This window comes from Brevibacillus formosus, from assembly GCF_003013405.1.
Lineage (GTDB): Bacteria > Bacillota > Bacilli > Brevibacillales > Brevibacillaceae > Brevibacillus > Brevibacillus formosus.
This window is the reverse complement of sequence record NZ_PXZL01000009.1, coordinates 80,064-99,120: the sequence shown is the minus strand read 5'-3', so window position 1 is coordinate 99,120 and position 19,057 is coordinate 80,064. Positions and strand designations below refer to the sequence as shown.

Genomic DNA, 19,057 nt, shown 5'->3' with positions numbered 1-19,057 from the left:
ACATGTTCTCCTCGTTTTTTTGTTTCCTTACTTAACCCACACGTCCTGATACAATTTCAGTCCGGATGGATCAAGCATCAGTCCCTGAACACGGTTGTTTACCACGACGAACCGTTTTTCCGTGTAAATGGGAATCCAAAACGCCTCCTCCACAACGCGCTTCTGAAGATCTTCATAGATTTTCGCTCTATCGTCGCTCTTCATCGTCACCTGTCCCTTTTCCAGCAAGGAATCGATCGTTTTGTCATGGATGGCTGAACGATTCATCCCACCGATCTGACTTGAATGCATGAACGGAAACAAGATATCAGGGTCATCAGCGACATATCCATCCAGCGCCAAGTCAAATGTGCCGGCAGCAGTTAACTGGTCGACTGCGCTGCCTTCCAGAGTAATGATTTTCACGTCTACCCCAATCGCTTTGAACATTCCTTGCATCAATTGGGCAGGTTGAGACCATGCTTCCATACTCAACAATTCGAGATGAAGCGGTTTTCCTGCTTTCTCCCTTATCCCTTGCGCATTCAGTTTCCATCCGGCTTCTTCCAGGAGCTTCATCGCTTCCTCGGGGTTGTATTTGTATGCATATTGGGCAATGGACTGGTCGTATCCGAACAAATTTGCTGGCAGCGGACCATCTGCAACAATACCTTCCCCTTGCAGATGCGATTGCACGATAGCCTCTTTCTTCACTGCCATCTGTAACGCTTTGCGAACGTTTTTATCTTGTAAAATCTCGTTTTTCAAGTTCAGCTCGACAAACAGCCCCAAACCGCGCTTTATCTGCTCAAGGACGGTAAAGCGATTATTGTTCTTGAATTTCTTCGCGTCTTTCGCAGGCAGATCAGCGATGTCGATGGTTCCGCTTTCCAAAGCAGCGACAGCCGTTTGCGGATTTCGAATCAATTTCAGAACTAATTTGTCCGGCCTCGGCGGTCCTTGATTTTTAAAGAAGGGCGTAGCCCAGCGATACGCATCGTTTTGAATCAGCGTAATAGAGTCTCCTGATTTCCAGCTCTCCATCTTCCACGGACCGACACCAACCGGATTCCTTCCGTATTGACCCCCAGACTTTTGCACCGCGTCCACTGAAAGCGGCTGCATCCAGCTAGCGGAAGTGAAATAGGTGAGAAGCGTGGCAGACGGTTCATTCAACTCCAAAATAAGCGTCCGATCATCTGTAGTTTTGATCGATTTGATGATGCCCAGAACCATCCCTACGCCTTTCGGAGCGATTTCCGGAGACATGGCCCGCTCAAACGTTCGCTTGTACGCCTGTGCAGTAAGCAGTGTCCCATCATGAAAGGTAACGCCTTTGCGAATGCGAAATGTCCATGTCTTCCCATCATCGGAAATGGAGTACGATTCAGCCAGATGGGGCTTGACCTCATTTGTTTGGGGATCTCTGTAAAGGAGAGCTGCCCCTAAATTGAGCGCGACCCCCTCCGTGCTTAACGCTGTCGATTTGTGGACATCCAGTGTATCTGGTTCACTGCTGATCGCAACGGTGACTGTTCCGCCCTTTTGATTGGCTATATTGACATCTTTTTTTCCTTCATCAGTACCTGGTTTCGTTGCAGGCGCATCGCATCCGGACACGATTGCCAGCAGTACGAAACAGGAAAGGACAATGCTAACAATCGGAAAGGGGCCTCGCTTTCTTATCCCCATGAATGACTCCACTCCCCTTGTTTGGGATTTTTATGTTCTAAGCCAATCAACCGTTTTTTGATCCAGCTTTTTGACGAGAGCCGTCAGCAATTTCACCGTATTTTCCACATCATCATGATGGAGAATCGAAGCGTGACTGTGAATGTAACGCGCAGGGATTGCAATGACGATAGCTGGAGCCCCTTTGCCAACCATATGAGCAGCTCCTGCATCCGTACCTGCACCTGAAATAGCAGCATATTGATACGGGATGCCCTCCTCTTCAGCCGTATCAAATAACAGATCCCGCAATTTCGGATTGGGTACGAGCGAGCCGTCAAACAGACCAATCGTAGGTCCGCCTCCGCACTTGATATCAGGCAAATTGGGAGAGTCGGTGCTTCCCGGCGTGTCAAACGTTATCCCCGTCTCCAATGCAATGAATATATCCGGCTCCACCAAATGCGTGCTCGTGAATGCGCCGCGGCATCCCACTTCCTCCTGTGCAGTGGCGCCGCTGAATACGATGTTGGGGTGTTCCGTTTCTTGCAACTGTTTCAGTACTTCAATGGCTGTCAGGCAACCGCCGCGATTATCGAGCGCTTTTGCCATATACATCTTGTCATTCGCCATCACCGTAAAAGGGCAGATTGGCACAATCGAATCACCTGGGCGAATTCCCAGCTCCTTTGCCTGTTCTTCGCTGGATGCTCCGATATCGATGTACATCCGCTCGATTTCAACCACTTTCTTGCGTTCTTCCGAAGACAGCAGATGCGGCGGTTTTGACCCGAGTACGCCGACAATATCTCCTTTGCGTGTTTTAATGTTCACACGCTGTGCCAGCATCACCTGCGACCACCAGCCACCAAGAGGCTGGAAGGCGATGAATCCGCCCTTCATGACACGCGTTACCATGAACCCCACCTCATCCATATGGCCCATCATCATAATCTTGGGTCCATTGGCCAGGCCTGTTTTTCGCCCGATTATGCTTCCTAGATTATCTGTGAACACCTCTTCTGTAAGCGGTTCCAAGTACGTGTGCATTAATTCTCGTACTTCCTGTTCATGTCCGGGAACTCCCGAAGCCTCTGTCAGCTCTTTCAGTACCTTTACCCAACTATTCATCCATATCTTCCTCTCCGTTTGCTTGTTATCTCCAGCGATCATCAATACGATCATAGGAACCGATGCGAAGGTCTTCCTTTTCTTTCGCCAGTACATGCTTGGCTATTCGTTCAGATGGGGTACGAGGCAATTCACTTCTGTATTCCCAATATCGTGGAACCTTGTAGTAAGCAAGATGCTCGGTGCAATAGGAGATCAATTCATGAGGAGGCACCGTTAGTCCCTCATTCACTACCACGTATGCCTTGATTTCTTCCCCGCGCATTTCGTCTTTCACTGGAAGGCAGGCAGCATACTCCACGGCTGGGTGCATTTTCATGACTTCCTCAACCTCAGCAGCCGAAATATTTTCCCCGCTCCGGCGAATCATCTCCTTTTTTCTGCCGACATAATAGATGTATCCGTCTTCGTCCATACGCACCAAATCTCCGGTGTGGAACCAGCCGCCACGAAAGGCAGCACAAGTCGCATCAGGATCTTTATAGTAGCCATCCATCATCCCCAAGCCCCGTAGGAGGAGCTCGCCAACCTCTCCCCTCGATACGGGGCGGTTGTGAATATCAACAATACGGACGGTCCGGTCTTTATCTGGTTTTCCGATGCAGCCTGTTCCGAGCAATCGGTCATGATCGTGTGGTTTTACCGAAATATCTCCACCTGTCTCTGTCATGCCAAAAACCTCATACCATGGTGCGCCCCATCGCTCTTCCAATTCGCGGTGCAGATGCGGGGGAATGGCCGAGCAAAGGATGGTGCGAACGTTATTTTCCCTGTCCAATGGCGAGCGTGGTGCTTTGACCATTAGCGTGGGCATGATCCCCAGGCAATAGAAAAAGGTAACGCCATATTGCCGTACTTTCTGCCAAAATGTAGAGGGATGAAATCGATCGAGAACTACTAGCTTTGCCCCCACAGCGATCGCGCCCAGCAAATTCCATTGCGGGTCCATATAGTAAAAGGGCTGCGCCGTTAACAGTACATCTGAATGGGTCAAATTGGGATGCTGCTCGACCATCTTTTTGGCTATGGCGAGCCAATATTCATGTGAAAGCATACAACCCTTGGGGAAGCCTGTCGTGCCGGAAGTATATTGGATGTTGACTAAAGTTTCAGGAAAAACGGTAAGCGCTGTTGGAGTCGTGGGGGCTGTTTCACACATCGTTCTGAAATCGACGACGTTGGGATCGTCTGATTGGTCTACTGAGAGGATTGTTTTGAGGGTTTGTACGGAAGGTCTGATCTTCTGTACCAGGGATATAAACTCCTGTGAAGTTACGATAACAATTGCTTCGGAGTGGTGGAGGATATACTGTGCATCGTAATCTTTGTAATTGACATTTATTGGAACGATATTCGCGCCCAGTTTTGCCAACGCCAGCCAGGTAAGCGGGAATTCCGGCTGGTTCCTCAGCATGACGGCTACCCGATCCCCATAGCCTACGCCCAGCACTTGGAGCATGTTGGCGATCTGGTTGGAACGGTCTTCTATCTCCTGAAATGACAGTTGTTCATTCCATTCATCAAAGACAAGCCCGATTTTTTCTCCCCATCGTTTAGCCGCCCGTGCCGTCAAAGACTTGATTTCTTGCACGTCCAAAAGGTTCAGCCCTCCTTCTCTATACCGATCCTTTTTTTCGGAACCATTCAGCCGCCTGCTTGGATTCGATCGTTTGCACGGTTGCCAGCGCATGCTCGATCTCCAATTCAAAAGCTGCCTCCAGATCGCATTGGGCCCCGCGATTTAGCGCAAATTTGGCTTTTGCAAGCGCTACTTGCGGGAGCTCCGCTAACCGTTTCGCCCACTTGTCAGCTTCTTCGGCTAACACTTTATGATCCACTACCTTGTTGATGAGTCCTAGCTGCAGTGCTTGCGATGCACCGAACCTCTCGCCTGAAAACAGCAATTCTTTCGCTCTGACCAGTCCGATCGCGATAGGAAGCATATGCGAGATTCCTCCGGTAACACTAAGCCCCACACTCACTTCCGGAAAGCCGAATTCGGCATCTTGAGCGGCGATGATCAAATCGCATCCGAGCGCAAACTCACACCCTGCTCCTAATGCATAACCATGGACCGCAGCGATCACCGGGAAAGGAACACGTTGGATCTTTCGTGTTATATCCTGAATCTTCTGTAAATTAAAGCGAAGCTCAGCCTCATTTGCAGGCTTTTCTTCATGACGCAAATCATGTCCTGCACAAAAAGCATTCCCGCGGCCAGCCAGTATTGCTGCCCTTACTCCTTCCCGTTCCAACTTATCGAGCGATCCATACAGCTCCTCTACCAATTGTGGAACCACCGCATTTAACCGCTCGGGGCGATTCAGATGAATCCAGCCTATCTCTTGATGGATCTCACACTCTACCACCGCCTTACGTGTTGTCATTCTTTTTTACCTCCGCCTTTATTTTGGAGTACAATGCTTTTGCATTCGAACCGAGCACCTTCTCTAGCACCTCGGGCTTTATGCTTAATTCCTTCCATTCTGCAATCGCGCGTTTCAGAGGAAATACAGGCCAGTCTGTTGCAAAGAGGATTTGATCTTGCAAGAGGTTGTTTGCTAACCTGTACATCATCTCCCACCCTGCTCCTAGTACCCCCAAATACCTAGGAGAAAGCCCGCCCAAATCCATCAGAACATTGGGGTGCTTGCGCGCTACGGCAACCATTTCAGGCACCCAGGGCCACCCCCCATGACACGCGATCAATGTTAATTCCGGAAAATCACAGGCGACTTGATCCAGCAACAGCGGGTGTTCATTCCGGATGGGATGAATCATCGAATAATTAATTCCCGTATGAATGGCAACTGCCAAGCCTAACTCGGCGGCCTTTGCGTATACGGGATATAATTTGCGATCATCGATCGGCATCTCAAAAAATGCAGGCTGGATGTTTACTCCCAGAAAGCCCAGCTCTCTGATGCGGCTCACTTGTTGGACAGCGCGCATCGGTCTGAAATGCTCCATTGAAATCGTACCGAATCCTGAGAAGAGCTCGGTGTGAGCGGATATGACTTTTGCCAATGCTTCATTCAGCGCATCCCCATCCTCGCCGAATTCGTATTCTGCATGCATAATGGCGTGGTCTACTCCTGATTCTTTCATTTCTTGAATCAAATCGTCGAGCGTTTTCTCGATAGTCGATCTTACTTGTAACACCGCATCATATTGAGCGACGTACTCATTTCGCATGTCACCTATGCGTGCCTCACGGAAGTGCTGTGGCAAGCGGACACGGGCATCAAGAATGTTCATGCGCAGCAGCCCCCAGCCAAGGTTTCACAAAAAAACGCGCGGGTTCAGGCAGAGCCAAATCGGAGACAGTCAGTTGCTGACCATTTCGCTTTGCCTGAACGAGTGCAAGCGCCATATCGGAAAAATTCAAGCTGATTTCTTCCAATGAGCTTGGGCCATCGGGCGAGTACCAATGGGCGACACCCGTGCACATTTGAAGCAAAGCCAGGACGGCAAGCTTGGTATTTTCTATCGTAAATACGCCCCCCTCTAATCCGCTCGTTAAAATACGCTGCCAGAGCATCTCATATTCACTGCGCAACCTGGCAATTTCTACGCGGGTATTTCCTGTCAGCGCACGGAACTCGGTATCTACTACTAGCGCCGTTAGCTTGTCAGTGGCATGGCTGGTAACATGAAGCTGCACAAGCGCCGCCAATTGTTGTTCGGGCGCTTCAAGCTCAGCGAGCACTTCCTTTGCATTTCCAAGAAGGGTCTGTAACCCTTCTTGCATGATGGCAACGAGCAGATCCTCTTTTGTTTTCATGTAATGATAGAGGGTGGAGGAAGTTACCTCTGCCTCTAACGCAATATCGCGTATGCTGGTTGCTTCAAAACCTTTTCTTGCGAATAGCCGTAATGCTGCTTGAAATATTTTTTCTTTCGTCAAAAAAGCGCGCTCCCTTCTACTGATGATTGCAGGAAACGAGAGTCTCTCATGTCCAGCTACTTGTGGCGGTACCATCATCTGCTTTTTTGGTTTTGTCGATCGATCGATCGATAGGTTGCTTGTAATCACCACTTTACTAATCACCTGATTTAATGTCAAGATTATTTTTTATTTTCTGATATTTGATTTTGCATAACAAAAATCTCCCCTGGTTTCCCATGAGGAGATCTGAATTCGTTATGCCATAACAGCTTTACATCGGAATCCCATCCATTACGAAAGCGGATTTGATGGATTACTTCAAGTATCTTCCCGTGATCGACTGTTCCGCGTGGATGATCTGTGAAGGTGTGCCCTCGAAGACCACCTGACCGCCGTTGCTGCCTCCGTCCGGTCCCATATCGATGATCCAATCTGCTTGGCTGATCACGTCCAGGTTGTGCTCGATGACGATTACCGTATTGCCTGCATCCACGAGTCGGTTCATGATCTCAAGAAGGTGACCGATATCTGACATATGTAAGCCAGTTGTTGGCTCGTCCATCACGTAGATGCTGCCTTTCTTGTGCAGCTCGCTTGCCAGCTTGATGCGTTGGCATTCCCCGCCCGAGAGCGTGCTGAGCGGTTGGCCGAGTGTAATATAGTTCAGTCCCACATCACTCATCGCCCGGAGCTTGCGTACAACCTCTTTTAGCTCAAAAAATTCCAATGCCTGCTCCACAGTCATCTCCAGCACTTCTGCAATTGACTTGCCGTTCAGCTTGTAAGCGAGCACCTCTTCCTTGAAGCGTCTACCTCCACATACTTCGCACGGCAGCTTTACACTTTCAAGGAATGCAAGGTCTGTATACACAACACCTAGACCTTGGCAGTTCTCGCAAGCTCCCTTGGAATTGAAGCTGAACAAGCCTTGGTTGACCTTGTTCGCGGAAGCAAACGCCTTGCGCACATCATCCATAATCCCTGTGTAGGTCGCGGGATTCGAGCGTGTTGACACGCCTACCGCTGATTGGTCGATAACGATCGCATCCGGATGGCTACTGAGAAACACTTCGTTAATCAGCGTACTCTTGCCGGAGCCAGCGACACCGGTGACGACTGTAAGCACTCCAGCTGGAATATCAACATTTACGTTTTGCAGGTTGTGCAGTGTGGCATTTTGGATAGTTAGCTTGCCGGATGGCTTCCTGGAAGCTTGCTTCAGCTGGATCGGCCGCTTCATATGCGTGCCTGTCAGTGTCCCTGACTCCAGCAGGCCTTGGAAGTTGCCTTCATACACGATGGTACCGCCGTGGCTGCCGGCGTGAGGCCCGACGTCGACGATATGATCTGCCACCTTGATCACATCAGGATCATGCTCGACGACAATGACGGTATTGCCCTTGTCGCGCAGCTTCTGAAGCAATTCATTGAGTCTATGTACATCACGGGGGTGCAATCCAACGCTGGGCTCATCGAAAATGTAAGTGACATCCACCAGACTGCCGCTCAGGTGCTTCACCATCTTTACACGCTGCGACTCGCCGCCGGACAATGTATCCGTCTCACGGTCCAGCGTCAAATAGTCTAGTCCGATATCCACCAGATGTTGCAACCGCTCCGTAAGCGACTTGATCATCGGCGCGGCGACCGAATCGTCAATCTCCCGAATAACTCGGATAAGCTGACCGACCTCCATGGAGGACATCTCCGCAATGTTGAGCCCATTGATCTTGCAGTTGAGCGCAGCTTGACTGAGTCTTGCTCCGCGGCAGCTTGGGCAGGGACCCTCAGAGATGAAAGGTGCAACAGCTTTTTGTGTACGCTCAGACTTCGTCTTTACATCCTGCTTGATGTATTTGTTGGTGAACTTCTCAATGACACCTTCCACTGTAATATTCGTTGCTTTCCCAGCGAAATCCATCTTCACTTTTTTCGCCTTGCCGTAGAGCAGTTGCTCCAGTTCTTCATCCGAATAATCGCTCAGCTTCTTGTCTGGATCGAAGGACCCCGACTGCACGACGATCGTCCAATCCCAGCTGTCTACCTTATAGTCCGGCAGCATGATTGCCCCTTCATTCAACGACCTGGACATGTCCACCGCCTTGCTGATGTCGACGCCTAATTTGCGACCGATCCCGTTACATTCGGGACACATACCTTGTGGATCGTTAAAAGAGAACATGTGCGCTTGTCCAACATAGGGCTTACCCACTCGGGAGAAGAGAAGACGGAGTATGGGGGAGATATCGGTAATCGTCCCCATTGTGGAATGGGAACCGCCGCCCAGCCGCTTCTGGTCCACAATAACCGCCATGCTCAGGTTCTCGATCGCGTCCGTGTCCGGCTGCGGATAGCGGGGCAGGAAATTGCGCACGAACATGCTGAAGTTCTCATTCAGTAATCGTGTGGATTCTGCGGCGATCGTATCGAAGACGATCGATGACTTGCCAGATCCAGATACACCGGTGAAGATCGTAATCTTTCGCTTGGGAATTCGCAAGGATACGTTCTTGAGATTGTTTTCCCTCGCACCGGAGATTACGATATACTCCTGATTAGATTCGCTCACGCCCATCACCCTTCCGATAGTATTCATTTCTACTTATATTTGCATTGTACCATGAAAAAGCTGTTAGGGAACATCAGTTCCTCCAACAGCTTTTCAGTGTCAAAACATCCTAAGTTTGTTTGCTTGCTTACAGAAGAGGCAAAATTGCGTTCGCGTACGCCTGGGCCCCCTTTTGATTGGGATGACCGATGGAGGCACGTTTGCAAATCTCGAAATCCAAGCCCGTGCACCCAGCTTCTGTGCAGGAGACGAGTCGCTCTGCTGCGATCAGGTCTTGTGGTGTCAAATCCAAATTGATGCCGAATACATAAGGGTCATCCGTAAGGGCCGCATGCTCCGGACCAAAATTCGGATCGGCGAAAAAGATACGCTGTTGACCGAGCTCCGCATTTCTCTCATCGATGGCTTTTCGCAGGTAGAGCTTTGATTCCGCTTCTAGCTGGGCGCAGCGCTTGTATACCTTTTCCAACTCAGCCAGCCCGAGAATTCCTCCGGCTGCACCGCCGCCGACTCCTCCGACAATAGCCCCTACGCCGATCAACAGTGCTTCCACCGCAGTCATATCGCTCTTTTCAGACACAGGGGGATAATAACCGGTAACGATGACTTTCGCTTGTGTAAATTTATTGGTTACCTCGACCAGCAATTGCTTCATGCTTACATAAAAATAGTCGTAATGTAATTTCCCCAAGTCTGCTGGATGGAAAGGATTCAGAACTGTCCGAACATCGACATCGTTCATGCCTCCATCTAATAGAATCAGGTCCACCCGTTCAGCCTCGCCTTTGAAGAACGCACATTGCTGCAAGATCGTCGGGAATGATTTAGGTACCTCGCCGTCTACTGGGGCCACTACGTCATGCTTACCCTCACCAATGATAGCGCCGGAATGGGCGAGTACTTGTGTATATTGCTTGATATTTCCTTCTCTGGCCTGAACAGCTGCACCCACGATGGAGTAAAATTTTTCATGCTCTTGCAAGCCTTGCCCCCAGCTCACAGAATCACCCATTACGAGCATATGGAAGGTTTCTAGGGTCAGTGGAATTTCATTCGAAGGTGTGCCATCGGAAAGCCGTACTTTCAGGGTCACCTGCTCACCCGCTGGATTGCTCTCCACCTCGGCTGGTCGAATCAAAGTAAATTCCATTTGCGTCGAACTTAACATCCGGACATCTGGCATTTCTTGGTTGTTTACCAAGACCAGAGTCCCTTCGGAAAAGCCGCTTCCGTTCACGATCACTTTTTGTCCGGGTCTCAACCGCGTTTTCACTTGATTTTCCTGCTGGGCGGAAATGACTCGTGGATTCACGAAGACGGATGCCTTGCTCGAAAGAGTCATATCTGATTGCCGCACTTGGAGCGTATGAGAACCTCCTGTCACGAAAGGCAATACAAAATGAAGCATGGTATCACTAACTACCTGGGTTTTCGTTTCCATGCCATCGATCAGCACGACATCGGTTTTGGTATAACGACTTCCTTCCAGCGTCACTGTATCACCTGCGAATGCATATAGCGGAGAGACATGGCTGATCGACGGCTCCAAGAGCTTACGTCTGAATTCATCTGCGTCAATGGCTCTAAAGCTGACAGGATCAGACAATCTGCCTCCCGCATATCCGACACGACCGGCATCGGCGAATGAACCCTGCGCTCCCGGTTGACCTGCCGTTCTCGGACCGGGACCGCATGCCGTACCGAATTTTGCATTCTTGCTGTCACCCACAGCTCCACCTGGCCCGCCTGCTCCTGGATTGCCGGGGATTCCGCCTGCACCTGGGCTGCCCCCCTCAATCGTGATCGCAAAGCCTTTCGAATAATTTTCGATGATGGTTTGCGGCGCGTACAAGGTCAACCGCCCTCCAGCGCCCCCATTTCCTCCCGGGCCGCCGTAGCCTGCTGCACCGCCACGTCCGCCGTTTCCACCTGCTCCTGCTCCGGCTTTGCAAAATCCTGCCCAATCCAATTCGGCTGGCTTGCCTTTCCCTCCACGGCCACCATCTCCTCCGTCTTGCCCGGGGCCGCCTTGTGTGCCATCTTGCCCTTTCAGGTCAAAATGAGGTCGTCCCGCCATATCGATGACCCATAATTCGAGTTCAGGAGCAGCAGCGCCGTCGAATCCACGGTCCCCGGGCAAACCATGTGTTCCAGGTGTCCCCGGAATCCCGGAGAGCGTCGAAGACATCGGTGCATCTGGCGGTGTTGCCGGTTTTTGGCGTTTGGCTGGAACATAGCGGTAAGGACGCTCCCATGTAAATGTGACATTCTGTCCGACCGTCAACTTTTCGGCGATGATGATCAAGTAGCGCTGCGGATATTTCAAAATGACATTGGTTCCATCCTCGATATAAATTTCCGATGCGGCCCAATAGGCGGTGTCTACCGATATATTCAAAGCCGAAGAAGGAGACGGTACAGCTAATGTAGCCGTCATTTTTTTAGGAAACGGGATGGCTTGCAACAGTTCTGCTTTTCCGCTTAACATTTGCAATGCTGGTGTTGGTTTGGCTGAGTCGATTCGAAACGCAGACTGAATCATGGTATTCCCACTGACGAGCGTGGGGCTTGGTTTCGTCAGACCCGACTGAGGTACAACCGTTCCGCGGATCTTGAGCGACCCTAGACTGGTCAGGGAAGTAATCCCGAATGACTCCAGCACCGCTTTATGGTACGTCATTCGATCCTGAACCATTTGGGGTGCTGCTTGGAAGGTAGCCGGATTCACAGCCATGGTCGTAATCCCGAGCGTATTACCCCCTGCATTGAACGTGTTTGTAGAAGTTGACATTCTTTTTTCCTCTCCCTTATCACCATGAATGAAATAGTTTGTGCGAGCCAGTCTTCATTGCACGGACGATCATTCTTGGCTAACGCCGAATTTCTCTAACTCCCGAAAGCTGATTTTTCTTCTGTGTGGATGAGGTATTTCCCCTCGATGCGCCCATATGATCTCCACCTGATTGCCTTCCGGATCAAGAAAAGAAAAACGTGCATATTCGCTCTCCACATACGGACCATGTGCCAAAATACCGTGATCCGTCAGCCTCCTCCACACTTCCTTGAAGTGATCTAACGTATCTACCCAAAATGCCAGATGCACATGATGCGGATTGTTCAGGATGAGCAAATCTTGCCTGCCCGATTGCGGATCAATCGCCAAGCATGCCGTTTCGTCGCTATGGTTCACCACTGCCAATTCAAGTGCGGTTTCATAAAAAGAGGCCAATCTGCGAACATCATGCGCATATAAGGAAATGTGACCCAAGCGGCTTAGCTTTGACATGTTCCCTCCATCCTTTCGTATTGACTCGCCTGTTTCATCCTAACACCGGGAATACAGGTTTCGATATTACTCGAAAGGATACATCCAAAAGGATACCCGTGCGATAAATAGGAGTATCCAGTACAAAAGAAGCATAGTAAAATCGTAGGAAGAAAAAGGTAAAACCTTGTGATGGAGCAGGTGATGCGATGAATTATCAGGATAGCCTTGAAGAGCTGGAAAGTCGTCTGTTGGTAGGACGAACCGAGGAAGTCCTTCATTTTTTGAAGCTGCTTGCGGATGAGCGGCGCTCCAAAAAAATCATGAATCTCTTCGGGACCGCAGGCGTAGGAAAAAGCTATTTGCTCGACGAGCTTAAGAGGCAAGCTCATCTGCGTCAAGCAGCTACTCTTTCTTTGGACAGCGAGCAATTTTGGCACACGCCCTCTGATTTTTGCCTGCATATTTTGCAGGCATTGCACGTTTATCATAAGAGAGAAGAGCAGCATCCTGCCCGATTGTTGGAGGAATGTGTTTCGAAGCTGAATGAAAAAGCAGCTGATCAGAGACTCGTCCTCTTTCTCGACATTTACGAGAACTTGGACGGTTTGGACCATTGGCTGCGCGAATATTTTTTCAAACGATTAAGCGCGAATATCCTGATCGTGATCGCAGGGCGGCATCCGCTGTCTGAAGCTTGGCTTCTTTCGCCCGGTTGGCGGTACTTTATCAGCAGGGTCCCTTTGTCCCATCTACCTTACGATGCCGTCGAGCGGTATGCGCATTACTGTCACATTTTTGAACCGCCTATCATCCAAGAAATGTGGCGTCGCTCCAAAGGGCATCCCCTTACCCTTTCATTGCTTTCTTTTACCTTGCAACCGAAAGATCAAGAAGGAAACGGTGCTTTTCATGAGGAAATGGACACGCTGCCATTTGTCGTGAGTCAATGGCTGCGCGAAGTTCCCGGCGACCATTTGCGTCCGCTCGTGGAAGCTGCTGCCGTATTGCGTCACTTCAATCAGGATAATCTGTCTTTTTTATTGAAAAGGGAAATTACGGCGTCCGAGTTTTTCCAACTGATTCGATTTTCGTTTGTACGGAAAGTGGACAGCGGCTGGACGATTCATTCTTTGATGAGAGAAGCCATCGCCCAGGATATGCGGGCACGTACTCCGCTTCATTTTGCTGATTTGCAGAAGCGTGCCGTTCACTACTATTATGAGAAGTTTACCAAGTCAGCCCATTCGGTCCGCACACCAGAGGCTTTGGAGCTGACCTTCTTTCTGGGTGACGCACTCATTCGCGCCTTTTTAAATTGGTTCGACCCATTACCTAAACCATTCGAATCGATCCACACTGGTCATCGGGAAGAACTGCTAGAGTATATCCGCAATCAGCGGCACTGTCCCTCCTCTAAAACGATCAAGCTGTTTGATCCGCATACAAACCGCCATTTTGATTTTCACCTGACAGCAGAACAAACCTTGTACCCATTGAATTGGCTTGATCATGACCGTCTATTCTCTCTGGGTTATGACGTACTTCGCGTTTTGCGCAATGAAAACGGAGCGATCTCAGCACTTGCCGCAGTTGTTCCCATCAACGAAAAAACCCTTCCTTACCTGATGGAACATTCCGGCTCCCGTTCCTATTTCACTGCTCTATCCAAACAAGAGCTAGAACGGTTCAAGGTACCAGAACACACACGGGCAGGCTGGTTCATTCACACGATTCATCAAGACGATTACGAGGATGTTTCCCAGCATACAGCCATTGGCCATATGCTCCACGGCTTGATGTTCACTGGAGAGTTTTTGTTGTGTTCACCTGCACCATTTCCTTTTTTCAAAGCCGCCCATGAAAGTTTGGGATTTGATATTGCCGAATTTGCCACCCACACCAACTACGACGGTGTAACACCCACGCTCGTATTTTTTCGTGATACGCAAGGTGAGCATTTGCCCGCTTACTTGCAAAAGCTGCTTAAGCGATCTGGATTGGATGCGGATTTGCGACTGGAAGAACAAGCAGTTCCATCACTTGCTCAACCAGCTTCACAGAACACGGTCACCTCACTGGACATGAGCATGCTGACGGCACGAGAACGGGAGGTAGCCGCCCTTGTGCTAGAGGGATTAACAAACGCGGAAATTGCTGCCCGCTTGTATCTAAGCGAAGTCACGGTGAAAAAGCATTTGAAATCGATTTTTGAAAAGATGGATGTCAGCAACCGGACACAGTTGGTGAAAAAAATGCTTGTGTAGATCGAAAAAAAGAGGAACCGTAAATGGCGGCTCCTCTCTTTTTATGTAACTAGCAATGGCTACGGCATCACATACGGTTGTTCAAATAAAATATTCTCGACTGCCTCTACTACTTTTTCCGTCCACTCCCGTTCCTGATCCACGTTTGTGAGATAAATAATTGTTTTATCTTTTTGAATGTAACGTCTTAGCCAGCTTCTATACCCCGGCCAGCTTCCGCCGTGATGCACGACTTTTCCCGTCACCTGATCTTCACGCAGCCGCCAGCCATATCCATAATGAGATAGACTGTTGTCAGCAAGCTGCACTGGGGAAAACGCTCTCTCCAGTGCCGCTTTTTTGACCAGCTTTTCTGTGTAAAGAGCTCTGTCCCACTTACGCAAGTCATCCAGTGTTGAACTGACCGCGCCGTCTCCCTGAATGCCATCCAGATAAATGACAAAATCCTGCTCGCTTGATTCATCCGGTAACACGAATGCTTCCGATTGAGAAGAATACAAATATCCATAGGCATAATGCTGGATCGACTCAGGAGAATATCTTCGGTTGTATACTTTCGTATGCTGCATATCTAGTGGTTGAAAAATGTGTTGCTGCAAGAAATCAGCAAATGGTGTATCGGCTACGTGTTCTACGATAGAAGCCAATAAAGCATAGCCAGTATTACTGTACTCATACTTTTCATTGGGTAGAAATAAGACGTTGGGGCGATGCTTGATTAGCTGTTCGAGTATGTCCTGATTCGTAGCGATCTGTGATTTATCCCAATATTGGGAAAATAACTCCATGTAATCTGGCAAACCGGATGTGTGCAGAAGTAGATCCTCTACAGTAATATCAGTATAAGGAAAATCTGGAAAGACGCTGTCTACTTTATCTCCATAGTCGAGCTTCCCCTGCTCTTGCAAGATCATGATGCCCATTGCCGTAAACGCCTTGGAAACCGATGCAAGTTCAAATACAGAATGCGGTGACAATCTCTCAGCTGTTTCTAGATTGGCCATTCCTATGGAATTTTGATAAAAAGGTTTTCCTTCTTCCAAAATCAAGATGTTGCCGCTCCAATTGTTTTGTTTGGCAATGGTAGAAAAAAGCTCATCAAGCTGTCGGCATCTTTCATCACTTACGTTTGCTCGCAGTGTCATTTTTCGTTTCCCCCACTCGTTTTTGTAAATTGTCTCCCCGTAAAAGCCATTCGAACAATCTCGTTCTTCCCAACTCTGATAAAGCGTGCCGAGAAATCTGTCCCAAAAGCCCGGATTACAAAGATATCTTCAGCAAACGGCTTCATTACATAGTTTTCTCCCAAAAAGGAGAGTATCAGCTGATCATTTTCCAATCGGATCGGCACTGTCCCAAACTCACTGGAATGATAATCCCCCACGAATTGATTCATTTCTTCCTCGGTTAGGAAATCAATCTTGCTAACCAGATGAGAGGATTCAGGAGGGCGGTTTTCCAGACTATTTAGCGCACCCAACATAACCGCCAGAACCGGCGACAATTCTAGATTGGACAGTGCCACTCCGGCCAGTCCTGTTTCGGGAAAAAAGCACATCTGAGCCGTAACCCCTTTAATACCACCACTATGTTCCACTAACTTTTTTCCGTAGTAGTCAGAAGTGATTACCAATCCGTACCCGTAAAATTGACCAGGTACCAACTCAGTCGGAAAGTACGGGGTTATCATTCGTTGTACACTTTCAGGTGTCATGATACGATTTCCCCCGGCTGTAAGCCCACCTTTGCAGAACATGTCCGTATATCGCAACATATCCCGCACCGTTGATTTTAAAAATCCTGCCGCCCGAGAAGTGGGAGTGTCCCACCAATTCGGAGATGGAATCACTTCCTTGTGATCGCCTTTGTCCCGCATGATATACAGCTTTGTAATATTCTCGTAGCCATTCAGCTCTTCCAGAAAAAAGCTTGTGTGCTCCATCCCGATTGGATCTATGATATGCTCCTTGACATAAGCCTCATACGACTTCCCGCTGACGCGTTCAATGATCGCTCCCAGCAAGGCAAAACCATCATTAGAATAACTGAACTCTGTCCCTGGTGGCCCTAAAAGCTCTAAATCTAAGGTAGCGATTACATTCATCAGGTCTTCGTACGTATCGATTGGTACCACATCATCTGTCTGGTTTTGCAGAAATGGATGGTCTTCTACCTCATTCTCTTCCAAGCTTCGCATCACACTTGCATAAAAGGTTGGCAAGGGAGGAATTCCACTCGTATTCGTCATAAAATGATGAATCGTGATTTGCCCTACATCAAGATTTTTCAGACGAAATTCCGGCAAGTATTTGACAACAGGGTCATGCACGGATAACTTACCCGCTTCTTGTAATTGCATAACCGCCACACAGGTAAAGGATTTTGTTATCGATCCAATTCCAAATACCGTATCGATCGTAACCCCTAACTGCTGTTCCACATCACGGAAACCAAATCCGTTACTGTAAAAGATTTGACCATCCTTTGCTATTCCCATACAAACACCTGGAACCTGACCTTTTGTTATCCATTCTTGAGCATACTGTTCAAAGGAATCCATCCATTCGTTATTTTGCATGCGCTTCTCTCCTTTGTTGACATGTAGTTACTTCTCGATCCAGCTGTCATTATATGTCGGCATGACAGATGTCCACTTTACTCCTTTTACTCGAGAATTTATGACAGTAAAGGTCTTATCGTAATAGAGAGGGACAACATACGCTTGCTCAATCAGATGCTTTTGTACATCCATATACACTTGCTTTCTGGCATCAGTCTGTATGGTTGTACGCCCTTTCAATAAGAGAGCATCCAGTTTGTCATCTTTTACACCAGACAGGTTGTAGGCCCCGCTGGAATGAAAATAGAAGTATAAAATATCAGGGTCTTCATAGGCGCCCGATATCAACGTTACATCAAAATTTCCTTTGACGACTTCCTGCATGTACCCTGCTATTTCTAGATTCTGTATCATTACGTTGATTCCAGCCTCTCCCAGCATGGCTTGGAGCAATTGGGCTTCCTTGTGAAAATCTGCGGTACTGAGTAAATTCAAACTCAGTGTTTTTCCGTCCTTTTCTCTCACACCACTTCCATTTACTTTCCAACCATCGTCCAACAATTTCTTGGCTTCGTTCACATTATACGCGTACCTGTACTTTTCTAAGGATTTATCATACCCTAGCGTCGATGGAGATAACGGCATATGGGCTACTTCCCCTTCTCCCTGCATAACAGCTTGGACAATGGCTTCTTTATTGATGAACATATGAAATGCTTTTCTCACCTGAATATCTTCAAACGGCGGTCGCCTCAAATTCATCTCCATCAATAAACCCAGCCCAGGGCGTAAGCGCTCTATCACTTTATATTTCGGATTATTCCGATAATATCCCGCGTCTTTCACAGGTATTTCGGTTGCTACATCGATCGCACCACTCTCTAGCGCTGACAACCTGAGTTGGCTGTCAGCAATCGCTTTTATAACAAGCTTGTCGGCTCTTGGAGGACCTTGATTTTCATAATATGGCTCTCCCCATTGAAAAGCGTCATTTCTAACATAGGTGACACCTTCGCCCGTTTTCCAGCTCTCAAACTTCCACGGCCCCACTCCCACAGGACTCCGGCCGTAATCCTCTCCTGCCTTTTCAATCGCTTTCAACGATAACGGCTGCGTAATAGAATTCCCTAGCGAATCGAGGAAGGCAGTATTTGGTTCGTGTAGTTCCAGGACGAGGGTCTGATCGTCTGGCGCTTTCACACTTTTTATTGGGGCCATTACTTCAGCGGCTGTTTTTGCTTTTGTCTGCGGATTGAGAGCACGATCGAAGGTTTCCTTAAAGCTTTTTGCAGTCAGAGTTGTCCCATCTTGAAAAGTAATCCCGGAACGAATAGTGAAGGTCCACGTTTTGCCATCCTCAGAAATTTTATAGTCACTTGCCAGAAAAGGCTTGTATTCGTTTGTGGCAGGATCCTTATACAGCAGTGATCCACCGAGCAACCAGGTATAGACCCCAGCAGGTCCAGAAGACATGTGAGCATCTAGCGTATCCGGTTCATAAGGGTACGCTACTGTAATCGTTCCGCCCGTTTTGGGTTTAGAGCCCTCCTGTTGCTCGGCTGGCACAGTTGTTTGCGTACTGCAACCAACCACCAAGAACATACATAGCGTGACAAATCCCCCCCAATAGACACTGTACGTTTTTCGCTTGTTTTTCTTCATGTGTCAGCATGCCACCTCCTACCCTTTTCTTTTTGAAACTTCCGATGATGACAATTTCACCTCC

General features: G+C 48.7%; 13 protein-coding genes. 1 reads left to right on the top strand and 12 read right to left on the bottom strand.

Going from position 1 to position 19,057, the window contains the following annotated elements:
- Positions 1 to 27: 27 nt before the first annotated feature.
- The 9 genes from C7R91_RS09780 to C7R91_RS09740 form a co-directional block, all read right to left on the bottom strand.
- The gene (locus C7R91_RS09780) at positions 28 to 1,671 is read right to left on the bottom strand and encodes an ABC transporter substrate-binding protein (protein ID WP_047069379.1); all 1,644 of its coding nucleotides are present in this window, start codon (positions 1,669 to 1,671) and stop codon (positions 28 to 30) included.
- A 30-nt stretch (positions 1,672 to 1,701) separates the two neighbouring features.
- Positions 1,702 to 2,781: a M42 family metallopeptidase gene (locus tag C7R91_RS09775; RefSeq protein WP_047069523.1), complete on the bottom strand. Its 1,080-nt coding sequence runs from the start codon at positions 2,779 to 2,781 to the stop codon at positions 1,702 to 1,704.
- Positions 2,782 to 2,806: 25 nt separating this feature from the next.
- Positions 2,807 to 4,372, bottom strand: coding sequence for an AMP-binding protein (locus C7R91_RS09770; RefSeq protein ID WP_236697853.1), 1,566 nt, complete (start codon positions 4,370 to 4,372; stop codon positions 2,807 to 2,809).
- A gap of 25 nt (positions 4,373 to 4,397) precedes the next feature.
- Positions 4,398 to 5,168: an enoyl-CoA hydratase/isomerase family protein gene (locus tag C7R91_RS09765; RefSeq protein ID WP_047069377.1), complete on the bottom strand. Its 771-nt coding sequence runs from the start codon at positions 5,166 to 5,168 to the stop codon at positions 4,398 to 4,400.
- Entirely contained in the window at positions 5,155 to 6,039 is an 885-nt protein-coding gene (locus C7R91_RS09760) for an amidohydrolase family protein (protein ID WP_047069376.1), read from the bottom strand. Before C7R91_RS09760 ends, C7R91_RS09765 begins: the two co-directional genes overlap by 14 nt.
- Positions 6,026 to 6,817, bottom strand: coding sequence for a TetR/AcrR family transcriptional regulator (locus C7R91_RS09755; protein WP_236697841.1), 792 nt, complete (start codon positions 6,815 to 6,817; stop codon positions 6,026 to 6,028). The genes C7R91_RS09760 and C7R91_RS09755 overlap by 14 nt, the downstream gene beginning before the upstream one ends.
- Positions 6,818 to 6,983: 166 nt before the next feature.
- The gene (locus C7R91_RS09750; RefSeq protein WP_047069521.1) at positions 6,984 to 9,239 is read right to left on the bottom strand and encodes an ATP-binding cassette domain-containing protein; all 2,256 of its coding nucleotides are present in this window, start codon (positions 9,237 to 9,239) and stop codon (positions 6,984 to 6,986) included.
- Positions 9,240 to 9,366: 127 nt separating this feature from the next.
- A complete protein-coding gene (locus C7R91_RS09745; protein ID WP_047069375.1) occupies positions 9,367 to 12,030 on the bottom strand; it encodes an IPT/TIG domain-containing protein in 2,664 nt (887 codons plus the stop codon).
- A gap of 69 nt (positions 12,031 to 12,099) precedes the next feature.
- Positions 12,100 to 12,525, bottom strand: coding sequence for a VOC family protein (locus C7R91_RS09740; RefSeq protein ID WP_047069373.1), 426 nt, complete (start codon positions 12,523 to 12,525; stop codon positions 12,100 to 12,102).
- Positions 12,526 to 12,713: 188 nt separating this feature from the next.
- Here C7R91_RS09740 and C7R91_RS09735 point away from each other — a divergent pair, with 188 nt between their 5' ends.
- Positions 12,714 to 14,771, top strand: a complete 2,058-nt coding sequence (locus C7R91_RS09735) for a LuxR C-terminal-related transcriptional regulator (RefSeq protein ID WP_047069371.1) — start codon at positions 12,714 to 12,716, stop codon at positions 14,769 to 14,771.
- Between the two features lie 59 nt (positions 14,772 to 14,830).
- Here C7R91_RS09735 and C7R91_RS09730 read toward each other — a convergent pair whose 3' ends face one another.
- From C7R91_RS09730 to C7R91_RS09720, 3 genes are read right to left on the bottom strand one after another with little or no spacing between them, the layout of a single operon-like run.
- Complete coding sequence (locus C7R91_RS09730) at positions 14,831 to 15,916, bottom strand: serine hydrolase domain-containing protein (RefSeq protein ID WP_047069369.1); 1,086 nt, start codon at positions 15,914 to 15,916, stop codon at positions 14,831 to 14,833.
- Positions 15,913 to 17,349, bottom strand: coding sequence for a serine hydrolase domain-containing protein (locus C7R91_RS09725; protein WP_047069368.1), 1,437 nt, complete (start codon positions 17,347 to 17,349; stop codon positions 15,913 to 15,915). Before C7R91_RS09725 ends, C7R91_RS09730 begins: the two co-directional genes overlap by 4 nt.
- A gap of 27 nt (positions 17,350 to 17,376) precedes the next feature.
- The gene (locus tag C7R91_RS09720; protein WP_047069367.1) at positions 17,377 to 18,993 is read right to left on the bottom strand and encodes an ABC transporter substrate-binding protein; all 1,617 of its coding nucleotides are present in this window, start codon (positions 18,991 to 18,993) and stop codon (positions 17,377 to 17,379) included.
- Between the last annotated feature and the right edge of the window lie 64 nt (positions 18,994 to 19,057).